16 protein-coding genes and 1 tRNA gene are annotated in these 15522 nt (G+C 66.4%); 15 read left to right on the top strand and 2 right to left on the bottom strand.

Annotated features, from left to right (window positions below):
- Positions 1-2604 (top strand): nitrate reductase, encoded by a 2604-nt coding sequence (locus CX676_RS18660; protein WP_101753911.1) that lies wholly within the window; start codon positions 1-3, stop codon positions 2602-2604.
- On the opposite strand, the gene CX676_RS18655 is transcribed toward CX676_RS18660, so the two are convergent.
- Positions 2605-3570, bottom strand: coding sequence for an XdhC family protein (locus CX676_RS18655; protein ID WP_101753910.1), 966 nt, complete (start codon positions 3568-3570; stop codon positions 2605-2607).
- Positions 3571-3701: 131 nt separating this feature from the next.
- Between CX676_RS18655 and CX676_RS18650 the strand changes: the two genes are divergently transcribed.
- The 4 genes from CX676_RS18650 (at position 3702) to truA (ending at position 6386) form a co-directional block, all read left to right on the top strand.
- Positions 3702-4319 (top strand): HAD family hydrolase, encoded by a 618-nt coding sequence (locus CX676_RS18650; RefSeq protein ID WP_101753909.1) that lies wholly within the window; start codon positions 3702-3704, stop codon positions 4317-4319.
- Between the two features lie 40 nt (positions 4320-4359).
- Positions 4360-4433 (top strand) — tRNA-Gly (locus CX676_RS18645).
- A gap of 188 nt (positions 4434-4621) precedes the next feature.
- A complete protein-coding gene (locus CX676_RS18640) occupies positions 4622-5602 on the top strand; it encodes a 5-bromo-4-chloroindolyl phosphate hydrolysis family protein (RefSeq protein ID WP_101753908.1) in 981 nt (326 codons plus the stop codon).
- A 1-nt stretch (position 5603) separates the two neighbouring features.
- Complete coding sequence (gene truA, locus CX676_RS18635; protein ID WP_101753907.1) at positions 5604-6386, top strand: tRNA pseudouridine(38-40) synthase TruA; 783 nt, start codon at positions 5604-5606, stop codon at positions 6384-6386.
- Between the two features lie 3 nt (positions 6387-6389).
- Here truA and CX676_RS18630 read toward each other — a convergent pair whose 3' ends face one another.
- Complete coding sequence (locus CX676_RS18630) at positions 6390-7157, bottom strand: sugar transferase (protein ID WP_232816528.1); 768 nt, start codon at positions 7155-7157, stop codon at positions 6390-6392.
- 158 nt (positions 7158-7315) lie between these two features.
- Between CX676_RS18630 and CX676_RS18625 the strand changes: the two genes are divergently transcribed.
- The 10 genes from CX676_RS18625 (at position 7316) to CX676_RS18580 (ending at position 15521) form a co-directional block, all read left to right on the top strand.
- Positions 7316-7771 carry a universal stress protein gene (locus CX676_RS18625; RefSeq protein WP_101753906.1) on the top strand — a complete coding sequence of 152 codons (456 nt, stop codon included), beginning with the start codon at positions 7316-7318 and terminating at the stop codon, positions 7769-7771.
- A gap of 121 nt (positions 7772-7892) precedes the next feature.
- On the top strand, positions 7893-8453 hold the full coding sequence (locus tag CX676_RS18620) for a NifU family protein (RefSeq protein ID WP_101753905.1): 561 nt from the start codon (positions 7893-7895) through the stop codon (positions 8451-8453).
- Entirely contained in the window at positions 8446-9039 is a 594-nt protein-coding gene (gene tsaB, locus CX676_RS18615; protein ID WP_101753904.1) for a tRNA (adenosine(37)-N6)-threonylcarbamoyltransferase complex dimerization subunit type 1 TsaB, read from the top strand. Before CX676_RS18620 ends, tsaB begins: the two co-directional genes overlap by 8 nt.
- The gene (locus CX676_RS18610) at positions 9036-9434 is read left to right on the top strand and encodes a GNAT family N-acetyltransferase (RefSeq protein WP_232816527.1); all 399 of its coding nucleotides are present in this window, start codon (positions 9036-9038) and stop codon (positions 9432-9434) included. Before tsaB ends, CX676_RS18610 begins: the two co-directional genes overlap by 4 nt.
- Before the next feature lie 104 nt (positions 9435-9538).
- Entirely contained in the window at positions 9539-10528 is a 990-nt protein-coding gene (locus CX676_RS18605) for a BMP family lipoprotein (protein WP_101753902.1), read from the top strand.
- Positions 10529-12178 (top strand): ABC transporter ATP-binding protein, encoded by a 1650-nt coding sequence (locus CX676_RS18600; RefSeq protein WP_101753901.1) that lies wholly within the window; start codon positions 10529-10531, stop codon positions 12176-12178.
- Positions 12175-12675, top strand: coding sequence for a hypothetical protein (locus tag CX676_RS18595; protein ID WP_101753900.1), 501 nt, complete (start codon positions 12175-12177; stop codon positions 12673-12675). Before CX676_RS18600 ends, CX676_RS18595 begins: the two co-directional genes overlap by 4 nt.
- Positions 12675-13772 carry an ABC transporter permease gene (locus CX676_RS18590; RefSeq protein WP_101753899.1) on the top strand — a complete coding sequence of 366 codons (1098 nt, stop codon included), beginning with the start codon at positions 12675-12677 and terminating at the stop codon, positions 13770-13772. Before CX676_RS18595 ends, CX676_RS18590 begins: the two co-directional genes overlap by 1 nt.
- The gene (locus CX676_RS18585; RefSeq protein ID WP_101753898.1) at positions 13772-14737 is read left to right on the top strand and encodes an ABC transporter permease; all 966 of its coding nucleotides are present in this window, start codon (positions 13772-13774) and stop codon (positions 14735-14737) included. The genes CX676_RS18590 and CX676_RS18585 overlap by 1 nt, the downstream gene beginning before the upstream one ends.
- Complete coding sequence (locus CX676_RS18580) at positions 14721-15521, top strand: purine-nucleoside phosphorylase (RefSeq protein ID WP_101753897.1); 801 nt, start codon at positions 14721-14723, stop codon at positions 15519-15521. The genes CX676_RS18585 and CX676_RS18580 overlap by 17 nt, the downstream gene beginning before the upstream one ends.
- Position 15522: the final 1 nt, after the last annotated feature.

Below are 15522 nucleotides of genomic sequence, written 5' to 3'. Positions count from 1 at the left end.
ATGACCAGCCCCATCCGCACCACCTGTCCCTATTGCGGCGTCGGCTGCGGGGTGCTGGTCAACCGGACCGATCAGGGGATCACGGTCAGCGGCGATCCCGACCATCCGGCGAATTTCGGGCGGCTCTGTTCCAAGGGATCGGCACTGGCCGAGACCATCGGGCTCGAGGGCCGCTTGCTGACGCCCCGTATCGCCGGGCAGGAGGCCGGGTGGGACGAGGCACTGGACCTCGTCGCCCGCCGCTTTGCCGAAACCATCGCCCTTCACGGACCCGACAGCGTGGGTTTCTATGTCTCGGGGCAACTGCTGACCGAGGATTACTATGCCGCCAACAAGCTGATGAAAGGCTTCATCGGCAGCGCCAATATCGACACCAATTCGCGGCTCTGCATGGCCTCCTCGGTCGCTGGCCATCGCCGCGCCTTTGGCAGCGATACGGTGCCGGGCCTCTACGAGGATCTGGAACTGGCCGATCTGGTGGTGCTGACCGGCAGCAATCTCGCCTGGTGCCACCCGGTCCTCTATCAGCGACTGTTGGCCGCCCGGTCTGCGCGTCCCGAGATGCGCGTGGTGGTCATCGACCCCCGCCGCACCGCCACCTGCGAAATCGCCGACCTGCTTCTGCCCATTGCGCCGGGTTCGGATGCGGCGTTGTTCAACCTTGTCCTCGCGGCACTGGCCGAGCGCGGACTGACCGATACGGGCTTCCTGCAGCACGTCACCGGCGCAGCTGCCGCCATTGCCACGGCGTCGGCCAGCGATCCGGCGCTGACCGGGCTGGACCCCGCCCTGCTCGCGCAGTTCATCGACCTGTGGTGCGGGACCGAGAAGGTGGTGACGGTCTATTCGCAGGGCATCAACCAGTCCGCCACCGGCACCGACAAGGTGAACGCGATCCTCAACTGCCATCTGGCAACGGGCCGCATCGGTCGCCCCGGCATGGGACCGTTCAGCGTCACCGGCCAGCCCAATGCCATGGGCGGGCGCGAGGTCGGCGGATTGGCGAACATGCTGGCCTGCCATCTGGCGCTGGAGAACCCCGTCCATCGTGAGGCCGTTCAGGACTTCTGGCAAAGCCCGCGCATGGCCGATGCCCCGGGCCTCAAGGCCGTCGAGATGTTCGAGGCGGTGGAGGCCGGAAAGATCAAGGCGCTGTGGATCATGTCCACCAACCCCGCCATGTCGATGCCGCAGGCCGACCGCGTGGCCCGCGCCATTGCCGCTTGCGAGTTCACCGTGGTCAGCGACGTGATGGCCGAGACCGACACGACCCTTCTGGCCGATGTGCTGCTGCCCGCCGCCGCCTGGGGCGAGAAGGACGGAACCGTCACCAATTCCGAACGCCGGATCAGCCGTCAGCGGGCCTTTCGCGCAGCTCCGGGCGAGGCGCGGCCAGATTGGAAAATCATTTCACAGGTTGCCGAGCGCATGGGCTGGGGTGCGAGTTTCGCGTGGAATAGCCCCAGCGAGATCCATGCCGAATATGCGGCGCTGTCGGGTATGGCCGGGCAACTCGGTTCGGATTTCGACATCTCGGACGGTCCCGGCGACTACGAGACGATGCCCCCGACCCTCTGGCCCCAATCGCCCGCGCGGCGGGGTGGACGCTTCTTCACCGATGGCCGCTTCCACACCCCGGACGGAAAGGCGCGCATGGTCCCGGTAACGCCCGCCGCCCCTGCCCCTCACCGCCCCGGCACCCTGCGCCTGAATACCGGGCGCATCCGCGACCATTGGCATTCGATGACCCGCACCGGCCTGTCGCCGCGCCTCTCGGCCCATATCGCCGAGCCCTTCCTCGAGGTGCATCCCGATGATGCCACGCGGATCGGGTTAAACCCCGCCGGCCTGGCGCAACTGTCGAACGGTCATGGCAGCGCCATCCTGCGCGTGCTCATCACCGACCGGGTCACGCCGGGACAAGTCTTCGCACCGATCCACTGGTCAGGTCGCAACGCCGCCGCCGGACGCATCGACGCGCTGGTGACCGGGCCGACCGATCCGGTCTCTGGCCAGCCCGCGCTGAAGGAGGCGCTGGTTCATGTCGCCCCGTTCCGCGCGGCATGGTTCGGCTTTGCGGTTGCGGCGCAGAGTTTCCGCCCCGATTGCGATTATTGGGCCTTGGCGCGGACCGAGGCCGGGATGCGGGCCGAACTGGCCGGGGCCGCGCCGATCATCGATCCCGAGGCCTATGCCCGCGCCTTCTTCGATCTGCCCGAGGCGCAGCTGCAGATGGTCAGCGACCCGGCGCGCGGGCGGCACCACATCGCGCTGCTGCAGGACGGCATCACCCGCGCCGCGCTGTTCATCGCCCCCGAACCGGTGTCGCTGTCTCGCGATTTCGTCGCCCGCCGCATCGGCAGCGACGCGCCTGCGCTGGTCGCGGGGCGTCCCGGCGCGGATATGCCCGACCCCGGCGCGCTGGTCTGCGCCTGTTTCGATGTGGGCGTGAACACCATCACCGCCGCCATTCGCGAGGGCCGGGCGCAGAGCGTGGCCGAGATCGGTCAGGCGCTGCGGGCCGGCACGAATTGCGGCTCCTGCCGCGGGCAGATCGCGGCGATCCTGGCGCAGGAGCGGCCTCCGGCCATCGCGGCGGAGTAGTCAGGCGAATTCACGCAAGGGCGCGGCGGCACGCGCCATGTCCAGCACCTCGGCCAGAACCGAGACCGCCAGCGTCCGCGCGTCGCGGGCCGAGCGGATCAGTCCCACCGGCCCATGCAGCCGGTCCATCGCCGCCTCGGGCACGCCCAGTTCCGCCAATGCCAGCCGCCGCGTCGCCGCCGCGCGCTGGCTGCCCTGTGAGCCGATATAGAAGGCGGGCGTGTCGAGTGCGCCTTTCAGGATCACCGGCTCCCAGTCATGGTCGTGGAAGAACAGCAGGATCGCGGTCCAGCCATCCACCATCAGATCGGCGGGCCAGCCGGGGCGCACCAACTGCCGCGTGGGGCATCCCGCCGAGGCGGCGCTGTCCAGTGTCTCGGGATCGGGCGACAAGAGCAGGCTGGGATAGCCGACCGATTGCGTCAGCGCCGCGAAGGTAAAGGCCTCGGGCCCCTTGCCGAAGACGAGGAAGCGCAATTCCGGCTCGATCCGCAGGATGAAATCATTGCCGTCGAACCCGGTCTGGCCATCGTCCTGCAGGGTGATCGCGCCGGTTTCGGTGTCGATCCGCAGTACACAGACCTGCCGCGCGGCGCGGCGGCGGGTGATCTCGTGCAGCAGATCGCGGTCGGGTCGCGGCAGCAAAAGGATTTGCAAGCCGCCGCCGCAGGGCAATTGAATGTCGATGAAGGGCGAACCCCGGCCATAGCGGATGGACCGCGGCCGCCCCTCGGCCAGCGCCTGCCGGGCGTGATGGGCGATGTCGGCCTCGACGCAGCCCGAGGATAGCGTGCCGACCAGCCCGTGATCCTCGCCCTCGGGGATCACCGCCATGACCGCGCCAACCGGGCGATAGGACGGTCCTTCGACCCCGGTGATGATCGCCAGCGCCACATCGCCGGTCGCGGCTGCGGCCTCGGCCAGCGGATCGCGCGAGACGGCGGCCGATTGGTTCAGGATATCCATGCGTGTCACCTTCTCCCTTCCCCTTCAGGTAGGATGCCCGCCGGCCGAGGGCAATGCACCATTGGTCGAAGCCCTTCCCCCCGCCCGCCGCGCATGACAGAAAGACCCGAGCGACCGGATGGAGGCCCCGCATGACACCGCATATCGTCTTTGACCTCGGCAATGTGCTGATCGGCTGGCAGCCGGAACTGGCCTTCGCCGCGCATTTCGACGATCTGCAGCTGGCCCGCGACTGGCTGGAGCGGATCGATTTCCATGACTGGAACCGCACGCAGGACGGCGGCCGCTCGATTGCCGACGGGCTTGCGGTGATCCGCGACGCGCATGGCGAGACGGCGGCAGCGCCGCTGGAAGGGTACACGGCCGGCTTTCCGGTCACCATCCGCGAGCCGATCCCCGGCACATGGCAGATCGCCGAGGGCCTCAAGGCCTCGGGGCACCGGATGTTCGCCATCACCAACTGGTCCGCCGACAACTGGCCCGCCGCGCTTGCGACCTATCCGCAGCTGACCACGCTTTTCGAGGACATCGTCGTCTCGGGAATCGAGAAGATGCTGAAGCCCGATGCCGAGATCTACCTGGCCCTGACCGACCGCAATGGCATCGCGCCGGCAGACTGCCTCTTCATCGATGACAGCGCGGCGAATGTTAAGGGCGCGCGGGCGGTCGGTATGGACGCGATCCATTTCACCGACGCCCCGGCCCTTGCCGCCGAGTTGGCCAAGCGCGGGATCACGCTGCCCGGATAAGCTTGAACTGCCGCGCGGGGCCGCATATACCCCTTTCGACGCGGGTGTAGCTCAATGGTAGAGCAGCAGCCTTCCAAGCTGAATACGTGGGTTCGATTCCCATCACCCGCTCCACCTCCCCTTCCCGGCCTTTCTCGCCCCTTGCCCTTTCACCGGGGCGTGGCATTGCCTATGTTCCGGGGTGAAAACGCAACCGCGAAAGGGTTTCGATGTCCCGCAAGGCCACGCAACGGCTGTCCTTCACTTTGCTGGTGCTGCTGACGCTTTACGCGTCGCTGGCCGGCGCAGCCTGAGGACAAGGCATGGCACAGCGTTTCGGCGGCCGGTTTTCACCGGATGGCACCCGGCGCGATCATCGCGCCGCTGACCCAAGGCAGGCGCCGTTGAGCACAGGCCCGATGCGGCACGCGCTGGAAGGGCGGCCGAAATGGATCACCATCGCGGCGACGCCCTTTTTGCTGACGGCCTTCTCTCAGGCGCCGGTTGGCATGGTCACGGACCTTGCCGCCTTCGGCATGATGGCGGCGGCGGGGTGGATGACGCGCGAGGGGTTGCAGGCCGAAGCCGCCTATGACGCCCGCCGCGTCGCCAAACGCCCGGCTTTCCCGCGTAAGCTTTTCGGCGGCATCCTGACCGGGCTGGGGCTTGCTGTCGGCGCGGCCGAACCCTCGGCCATTGCCGGGGCGGGGCTCATTGGCGTGGCGGGCGCGGTGCTGCATTGGCTGTCCTTCGGTCCCGACCCCATGCGCGACAAGGGCATGGAGGGCATCGACACCTTCCAACAGGACCGCGTCGCCAAGATGGTCGACGAGGCGCAGCGCTATCTCGATGCGATGAAATCGGCGATCCTGCGCACCGGTGAACGCCGGCTCGAGGCCCGGGTGGCGATGTTCGAGGCCACCGTCCACGATCTTTTCCGTCAGGTCGAGCAGAACCCGAACGACCTGTCGGCGGCGCGGCGCTATCTGGGCGTCTACCTGATGGGCGCGCGCGACGCGACGCTGCGCTTTGCCGATCTTTATGCGCAGACCCATGACCCGCGTGCGCGGGGCGATTACGAGGCGCTGCTGACTGATCTGGAAAGCAACTTCACCGCCCGTACCAAGGCGCTGATCGAGGGCGGGCGCTCGGATCTCGACATCGAGATCCAGGTCCTGCGCGAACGGCTCGCGCGCGAGGGCGTGGCCAGCCCCGAACGCGCAACTGCCGCGCTGGAAAGCCAGGACGCGGTCAGCATGGACGAGTTGCTGCGGATGCCGGATCAGACCAAGGTCAAACACTGAATTGCCCCGTTACGCGCTGAAGATCGACTACGACGGCACGCCCTTCGCCGGCTGGCAGGCACAGGCCGACCAGCCCTCGGTTCAGGGCGCGGTCGAGGCTGCGCTGGCGCGGCTGGATCCGGGCTTTGCCGGCGGCGCGCGGATCGCGGCGGCGGGGCGCACGGATGCCGGCGTCCATGCCACCGGGCAGGTCGCCCATGCCGATCTGGAAAAGGATTGGGACCCGTTCCGTCTGTCCGAGGCGCTGAACTTTCACCTCAAGCCCGCGCCGGTCGCGGTGCTGGCCGCCGTGCCGGTCGGTGACGATTTCCACGCCCGCTTCTCGGCACTGGAACGGCGCTATACCTTCCGGCTGATCGCCCGGCGCGCGCCGGTGACGCATGACCGCGGGCGAGTCTGGCAGGTGCTGAACCCGCTTGATGCCGGGGCGATGCGGGCGGGCGCAGCGCATCTGATCGGGCGGCATGACTTTACCACCTTCCGCTCGTCCATCTGCCAGGCGCAGAGCCCGGTGAAGACACTGGACGAGATCACCATCGAGGAAATCCCCCTGCCGCAGGGCGCCGAATATCGCTTTCACCTGCGGGCGCGGTCCTTCCTGCATAACCAGGTGCGCTCGATCGTCGGCACGCTGGAGCGGGTGGGCGCGGGCGCATGGGCGCCGGATCGGGTGGCCGAGGTGCTGGAGGCGCGCAACCGCGCGGCCTGCGGACCGGTCTGTCCGCCGCAGGGTCTGTATCTGACAGGTGTGGGTTATCCCCGCGATCCTTTCGCAGGGGCCTGACGTTCAGCCCTGAACGCCGATCTTCGGTCGCCGCGCGCGACCCTTGCGCCGATCGATGCCGACGGTCACGATTCGCACCGTCTGCCACATGATCCACAGGTCCATCAGGATCGAGCGATGGCGTTGGTAGATCAGGTCCAGCCGCAGCTTGGCGGGCAGGCAGCGGCGGCGATAGACAGTTTCCGTCGCCTCGGGGCTGGTGCAGGCCGAGAGGATCTTACCCTCGTGCTGGTGATAGATCAGCGTGGCCATGCCGGTTACGCCCGGACGGCTTTTCAGCACCTGTGCATAGACGGTCGGGAACTGCTCGACATGCTCGCGGTTGGGCGGGCGCGGACCGACAAAGCTCATGTCGCCGCGCAGGATGTTGAACAGCTGCGGCAACTCGTCGATGCGGGTGCGGCGCAGGAAGTGACCGAAGGGCGTGATGCGACCGTTCTTGTGTGCGCCGGTCACGCCGTAGTCGCTCTGTTCGACGCTCATGGTGCGGAATTTCCACAGCGTGAAGGACTGGTTCAGCCCCGACATGCGCCGGGCGCTGTAGATGATCGGCCGACCCTGCACCAAGAGCAGTGCGCCCGCGATGAGCAGCATCAGCAGCAGCACGGGAATCAGCAGAACGATGGCGAAGGTGATATCGAAAATGCGTTTGGACAAAGGCATCGGGGTGATGCCGCGGACAGAATCCGCCGTAAACCATGCCATCTTCGGCATGTTCAGACCGGTGAGATGGGTCACCTCGGTCTTGTCCCAATCCTGGTGAATCGTCACTTGGCGACTGCCTTCACATGCCAATTACTTTGCTTTTTTTGCCGTAACACAGCGCAACCGTTAAGGAAACACTCCTAACATCATCCAGAGTGTTGAACTTGCGCCATGGTGTCGCATAGGTCACTCTATGCGCGATGAACGGCATGGGAGCCCGTGGAATGCGCAAATTTCTCGTCCTGCTGGACGACAGCCGAGAATGCCTGAATGCCATGCGCTTTGCCGCGATGCGGGCCGCCAGTACCGGTGGTGCGGTGGTGGTGCTTGCGGTCATATCGGCACAAGAAATCCAGTATGGCCTTGGGGTTGCGGATGTCATGCGCGCGGAAATACGCGAACGGATCGAAGCGCATTTCGAGGTTTTCGCCAAATGGATGCGTGACAGACCCAAGGTCGAGCCTGAACTGGTCATCCGCGAAGGCGATCCGGCGGAAGAGCTGATGGCCCAGATCGGCGAAGATCCGCTGATCGGCGTGGTCGTGCTGGGCATCTCCGCGGAAAAAGGCGCGAAAAACCCGGTCATCACCCGGCTGATGCGCGATGCCGGCGCGCTGGGTTGCCCGATCACGCTGGTTCCCGGTGACATGTCCAAGGAACGGCTCGAGGCCATCACCTGATCGCGCCGGGCACCGCCACAAAGGGTCTCGACCCAGCCTCGAATCCCCCGTAAATCCCCCGGCTTTCGCTTGACCAAAGGCGGTCCCGCGCCCATATCACTCACGACAAAGGAGCCGCGCCATGTTCATCCAGACCGAAACCACGCCGAACCCCGCCACGCTGAAATTTCTGCCGGGCGAAACCGTGCTGGCCAGCGGCACGGCTGACTTCCCCGATCGCGACACCGCAGGCACCTCGCCGCTGGCGTCCCGCGTCTTCGCCGTTCCCGGCGTCACCGGGGTGTTCCTCGGCAATGACTTCGTCACCGTCACCAAGTCCGACGAGACGCTGTGGGACCATCTGAAGCCCTCGGTGCTTGGCGCGATCATGGAGCATTTCCAGTCCGGCGCCCCGGCGCTGGAAGGCGACAAGCCCGCCGCCAGCGGCCACGCGAGCCATGACGGCCCGGATGGCGAGATCGTCAGCCAGATCAAGGAACTGCTGGATACCCGCGTGCGTCCGGCCGTGGCCCAGGATGGCGGCGACATCACCTTCCACGGCTTTGACCGGGGGATCGTCTACCTGCACATGCAGGGTGCCTGCGCCGGCTGCCCGTCATCCACGCTGACGCTGAAGATGGGGATCGAGAACCTGCTGCGCCATTACATCCCCGAGGTGATCGAGGTCCGGCCCGTTGCCTGACCCGATTGCCTTGGCATTCGACACATCGGCCGCGCATTGCGCGGCCGCTTTGCTGTCGGGCGACCGGGTTCTGGCCGAACGCGCCGAACCGATGACCAAGGGACAGGCCGAACGCCTGTTCCCGCTGCTGGAAGAGCTGATGACCGAGGCCCGGATCGAGTGGCGCGATCTGTCGGCCATCGGCGTCGGCATCGGCCCCGGCAATTTCACTGGCATCCGCATCGCCGTCGCGGCGGCGCGCGGGCTTTCTCTGTCGCTCAAGATCCCGGTGGTCGGCATCAGCGTGACCGAGGCCGCCGCACTCGACCTGCCCCGCCCCTGCCGGGTGGTGATCCCGGCGCGGAATGATCTGGTGATCTGGCAGGATTTCGGCACCGATGCCGAGGACAACCAGCCCCGGCAGTCCGAGGCGGGTTCGCTGCCGCCCGGGCCTGCCCCCTCCGAGTCGTTGATGCCGCTGGCCGTCGCCATGGCCCGCATCGCGCAGTCGCGCCGCGCCAATCCCGGCCCGCGCCCGGCGCCGCTCTACCTGCGCCCCGCCGATGCCGCCCCCGCGCGGGACAAGCCGCCGGTTCTGCTGCCGTGATCCCTGTTGAGATGGCGGCACTGCACGCCTGCTGCTTCGCCCATCCCCGCCCCTGGAGCGAGACCGAGTTCCGCGAGCTGCTTGACAGCCGGGGCGTCTTTGCCCTGACCCGGCCGCAGGGTTTCCTGCTGGGCCGGGTGATCCTCGACGAGGCCGAATTGCTGACGCTGGCCGTCGCCCCCGAAGCGCGCAGGCAAGGGTTTGGCGCGGCGCTGACAACCGAATTTGCCGCAGAGGCGCAGCGTCTCGGCGCGGCCACGGCCTTTCTCGAGGTCGCCTCGGACAATGCCCCGGCGCAGGCGCTTTACCAGCGGCAGGGATGGGTCGAGGCCGGTCGCCGGCGCAACTATTACGCGCCCGGCATCGATGGCCTGACCTTGCGGCTTGGGCTTTGAATTCACCAAGAATCCGGTTGACCCTTGCGGGGTGTTTGCGCCCTAATCGGGCATCTGGCGGGCAGAATCGTCCGCACAAGAAAACAACAGGATGAGGTGGAAGAATGACCCTGATGAAAACCCTCTGCGCGGGTGCGGCTACGCTGGCGTTAACCGCTGGCCTCGCTTCGGCCGAGCCGGCGCTGATCTTCGATCTCGGCGGCAAGTTCGACAAATCCTTCAACGAGGCGGCCTATAACGGCGCCAAGCGGTGGGCCGACGAGACCGGCGGCACCTACAAGGAACTGGAGATGCAGTCCGAGGCGCAGCGCGAGCAGGCCCTGCGCCGCCTCGCCGAGACCGGCGCCAATCCGATCATCATGACCGGCTTCGCCTTCGGTGACGTGCTGGGCAAGGTCGCCGGCGACTATCCCGACACCAAGTTCGGCATCATCGACATGGTGGTTGATCAGCCGAACGTGCAATCGGTGGTCTTCACCGAGGAGCAGGGCAGCTATCTCGCCGGCGTCATGGCGGCCATGGCGAGCCAGTCGGGCACCGTGGGCTTCATCGGCGGCATGGACATCCCGCTGATCCACAAGTTCGAATGCGGCTTCGCCCAGGGCTTCAAGGCAGCGAAACCCGACGGCAAGGTGCTGATCAACTATACCGGCACCACGCCTGCGGCGTGGAACGACCCGGTGAAAGGCGGCGAGCTGGCCAAGGCGCAGATCAGCCAGGGCGCGGACGTGGTCTACGCGGCGGCGGGCGGCACCGGCATCGGCGTGCTGCAGGCCGTGGCCGATGCGGGCAAGCTGGGCGTCGGCGTCGACAGCAACCAGAACCACCTGCATCCCTCGAACATGCTGACCTCGATGGTCAAGCGCGTCGACAATGCCGTCTATGACGCCTTTACCGCCGGCACCGATCTTGAGCCCGGCGTCAAGGTCATGGACCTGAAGGCCGAAGGTGTTGGCGTTGCCATCGACGACAACAACAAGGCGCTGGTCACCCCCGAGATGCAGGCCGCCATCGACGATGCCACGGCCAAGATCGGCTCGGGCGAGATCGCGGTCCATGACTACGCGACCGACAATACCTGCCCGGTCCAGTAAATGAGCGCCCAAGCGCAACAATCAGGGGGGCGGTCCGACGCGGCCGCCCCCGCTGCCATCGAACTGCGTAGCATCTCGAAGGCCTTCGGCCCGGTGCAGGCGAACAAGAACATCAACCTGCGGGTGGAAAAGGGCACGATCCACGGCATCATCGGCGAAAACGGAGCCGGGAAATCGACGCTGATGTCGATCCTCTACGGCTTCTACAAGCCCGATAGCGGCGAGATCCTGGTGAATGGCCAGCCGCTGACCATCACCGACAGCCAGACCGCCATCAAGGCCGGCATCGGCATGGTGTTCCAGCATTTCAAGCTAGTGCAGAATTTCACCGTGCTCGAGAACATCATCCTCGGCGTCGAGGATGGCCGGCTGCTGCGCCCGTCGCTGGCCAAGGCACGGGGCGTGCTGAAGCAACTGGCCGAAGAATACCAGCTGAACGTCGATCCCGACGAGACGATCGAGGAATTGTCGGTCGGCCACCAGCAGCGCGTGGAAATCCTCAAGGCGCTGTATCGTCAGGCCGATATCCTGATCCTCGACGAGCCGACCGGCGTGCTGACCCCGGCCGAGGCCGATCACCTGTTCCGCATCCTCGAAGGCCTCAGGGCCGAGGGCAAGACCATCATCCTGATCACCCACAAGCTGCGCGAGATCATGGAGATCACCGACAATGTCTCGGTCATGCGGCGCGGCGAGATGGTCGCCTCGGTGAAGACCGCCGAGACCAGCCCCGAGGAGCTGGCCGAGCTGATGGTCGGCCGCAAGGTGCTGCTGAACGTGGAAAAGACCCCGGCACAGCCCGGCGCGGCCATTCTGGAAGTGCGCGATCTGAAGCTGGTCGATGACGAGGGCGTGGAACGCCTGCGCGGCATCAGCTTTGACATTCGCGCCGGGGAGATCCTCGGCATCGCGGGCGTCAGCGGCAATGGCCAGACACAGCTTCTGGAGCTTCTGGGCGGCTATCCCGAGAAGGGCTCGAAGGTCAGCGGCTCGATCCGCATGAACGGCGAGGCGCTGGACCTGACCGGCACGAAATCCGACGCCGCCACCCGCCGTGCGCGGGGCATCGGCCATGTCCCCGAGGACCGGCAGGTCGAGGGGCTGATCATGGATTTCACCGCTTGGGAAAACGTCGCCTTCGGCTATCACCACGCACCGGAATTCAACAAGGGCTGGCTGATGGACAATGCCGCCATCCGCGAGGATGCCGAGGCCAAGATCAAGCGTTTCGACGTGCGCCCGCCCAACGCGAACCTCGCCGCGCGCAATTTCTCGGGCGGCAACCAGCAGAAGATCGTCGTTGCCCGCGAAATCGAGCGGAACCCTGACCTTCTGCTGATCGGCCAGCCGACGCGCGGGGTCGACATTGGCGCCATCGAGTTCATCCACAAGCGCATCGTGGAGCTGCGCGATGCCGGCAAGGCGGTGCTGCTGGTCAGCGTGGAGCTGGACGAGATCCTGTCGCTGTCGGACCGGATCGCCGTCATGTTCGACGGCCGCATCATGGGCGAACGCCTGCCCGCCGAGACCACGACCGGCGAGCTTGGCCTGTTGATGGCCGGGATCACCGATACCGAGAGCACTCCAGACAGCGCCGGCGTTCCGCCCGACCTGAAGCATGTCGAGGGCGTGCCGGGAGGTCAGCCATGAAACCGCTGGCCGCCCTGATCATCGCCCTGGGCCTTTCGGCCTGTACTTCAACCGATTCCGGCGGCCTTCTTCCCATGCCGTCGCTTTCTGCCCCGGAAAACCAGCTTCTGGCGCGCAATGCCGGCGGAGCCTGGGCTGACGCCGCGCCGCTGGCCGGGCTGCAGGGCTCGGGGGGCAATTGCGCCACCACCGACAAGGGCTCGGCCTGCCTGCTGCAAGGCGACGCCACAGCGCCCAATCGCAACCTCGCCACCGCGCGCGAGGGGCGTTGTCTGGCCCGCTGGACGGGTGGACCGGGCACGAGTGCCGCGACCGTCACGCTGCACCGCAATGCCTTCCCCAGCCAGCGCGCGCCCCTGTTCGAACGCCTCTATTACCTGCTGAACAGCGGCAGCCCGCTTGACGTGACCTCGCGGCTGACCGATCCGGCGGGTTTCACCCGGCTCTGCGACCAGCTGCTGCGGCGCGACCCGCTGACCACATGGGTATATGACTGATGGAAAAGATGCCGAAATGGGCGGATGTCATCCTGACACCGCTGATCTCGCTGCTGCTGGCCGCGGCGATCTCTGCGCTGGTGATCCTCGCCATCGGGGAAAGCCCCTGGCTGGCGCTGAAGACCATGATCGAGGGCTCGCTCGGCTCCAGCTATGGCTGGGGCTTCACCCTTTATTACACCACGAATTTCATCTTCACCGGCCTCGCGGTGATGGTCGCCTATCACGCCAGCCTGTTCAACATCGGCGGCGAGGGACAGGCGGCGATGGGTGGCCTCGGCGTGGCGCTGGTGCTCTTGTACCTGCCGTTGCCGCATTGGCTGATCGCCCTGCCGGTGGCGATGATCGGCGCGGCGGCCTTTGGCGCGGCCTGGGCCTTCATCCCGGCCTGGCTGCAGGCCAAGCGCGGCAGCCATATCGTCATCACCACGATCATGTTCAACTTCATCGCCGCGGCGGCTCTGAACTATGTGCTGGTGAACGTGCTGCGCCCGGTGGGCAGCATGGACCCTGCCTCGGCGCGCTTTCCCGAAAGCACGCACCTGCCCTCGCTCAGTGACATGGCGCTGGCCTTCGGCATGGAATGGGGCAAGAACACCCCGGTCAATGTCACCTTCTTCGTCGCCATCGGCGCCTGCCTGCTGGTCTGGCTGCTGATCTGGCGCACCCGTCTGGGGTACGAGATCCGCGCCTTCGGCAAGTCCGAGCCGGGCGCGCTTTATGCCGGCATCTCGCCCGTGCGCATCACCATCATCGCCATGCTGATCTCGGGCGGGCTGGCCGGGCTGATGGCCATCAACAACGTCATGGGCGAGGCCGAGCGGCTGGTCCTGAACGCGGTCGAGGGTGCCGGTTTCATCGGCATCGCCGTGGCGCTGATGGGGCGCAACCACCCCCTGGGCGTGTTCCTTGCCGCGCTTCTCTTCGGTTTCCTCTACCAGGGAGGCGGTGAACTGGCGCTGTGGACCTCGATCCCGCGCGAGCTGATCGTGGTCATCCAGGCGCTGGTGATCCTGTTCACCGGGGCGCTGGACAACATGGTGCGGATGCCGCTGGAACGGCTGTTCCTGTCGATGCGCAAGCGGGGAGGTGCGTGATGGATTTCGCGACCATCATCCAGATCCTCGATTCGGCCGTGCGGCTGATGACGCCCTTGCTGCTGGCCTGTCTGGCGGGGCTTTATTCGGAACGCTCGGGCGTCTTCGACATCGGGCTTGAGGGCAAGATGCTGATGGCGGCCTTCACCGCCGCCTCGGTCGCCTATGTGACCGGCAGCGCATGGCTGGGACTGATGGCGGGGATCATGGGCTCGCTCGCATTGTCGCTGATTCACGGCCTCGCCTCGATCACCTTCCGCGGCAACCAGCTGATTTCCGGCGTGGCGATCAACTTCCTTGCCTCGGGGCTGACGGTGCTGCTGGGCCAGAAGATCTTCGGCCTCGGGGGGCGCACACCCGCGCTGGAAGGCAATGCCCGCTTCGGCGAGATCACCCTGCCCTTCGCCGACGCGCTGCGCGACGTGCCGATCATCGGGCCGATCTATGCCGAGTTGATCTCGGGCCATACGATCCTTGTCTACCTCGCCTTCGCCATGGTGCCGCTGACCTGGTGGGTGCTGAACCGCACCCGCTTTGGCCTACGCTTGCGCGCGGTGGGCGAGAACCCGGCCTCGGTCGATACGGCGGGCGTCTCGGTCACGCGACTGCGCTATGCCGCCATCGCCATTTGCGGCATCCTCTGCGGCATTGCCGGGGCCTATCTGGCTACCGCGCTGTCCGCCGGTTTCGTCAAGGAAATGACCGCCGGTCGCGGCTTTATCGCCCTTGCCGCGCTGATCTTTGCCAAGTGGCGGCCGTGGAGCGCGCTTGGCGCGACCTTCCTCTTCGGTCTGCTCGAGGCGATCGCCAACCGCTATCCCAATCTGGATCTCGGGATCATCACCATCCCGTCCATGTTCATGAACGCACTGCCCTATATCCTGACCGTCATCATCCTGGCGGGATTTGTCGGCCGCGCCATCCCGCCGCGCGCGGGCGGAGAACCCTATGTCAAAGAGCGCTGAACTTGTTGCCCTCATCCGCGAGCGCGCGGGTGAGGAAGCCCCCGAATACGGTCTGATCCTCGGCTCGGGCCTCGGCCATATCTCGGGCACGGTGGACGGCGTTGCCATCCCCTATGACGAGCTGCCGGGCTTTCCCCATGCCGGGGTCTCGGGCCATGTGCCGCAACTGGTCATCGGCCAGCTGGAGGGGCGGCGCGTCGCCGTCTTCGGTGGCCGTTCGCATTACTATGAATCCGGCAACCCGGCCGCGATGCGCCTGCCGCTCGAGGTGCTGGCCGGGCTGGGGGCAAAGAACCTGCTGCTGACCAATGCCGCCGGCTCGGTGCGTGAAGAGATGCAGCCCGGCTCGCTGATGATGCTCTCGGACCATATCAACCTGTCCGGGGCCAACCCGCTGATCGGCGAAAAGACAGATGCGCGGTTCCAGCCGATGACGGATGCGCATGATGAGGGCCTGCGCCAGCGCCTCGCTGCCGCCGCGCTCGCCGAGGGGATCGATCTGCCCGAAGGGGTCTATTGCTGGTTCTCGGGCCCCAGTTTCGAGACGCCGGCCGAGATCCGCATGACGCAGATCATCGGCGGCGACGCGGTCGGCATGTCGACGGTGCCGGAAATCATCCTTGGCCGGTTCTTCGGCCTCAAATGCGCCGCCATCTCGGTCATCACCAATATGGGCGCTGGCATGTCGGATGAATCGTTGAGCCACGAGCATACCAAGGCCATGGCCCCCTTCGGTGCCGCCAAGCTGGAGAAGGTGCTGCGTCGGTTTTTGAGGGCCGGCTAGG

This window comes from Paracoccus zhejiangensis, assembly GCF_002847445.1.
Lineage (GTDB): Bacteria > Pseudomonadota > Alphaproteobacteria > Rhodobacterales > Rhodobacteraceae > Paracoccus > Paracoccus zhejiangensis.
Note: the sequence above shows the minus strand (reverse complement) of the source record. Positions and strands in the feature narration are given on the sequence as shown.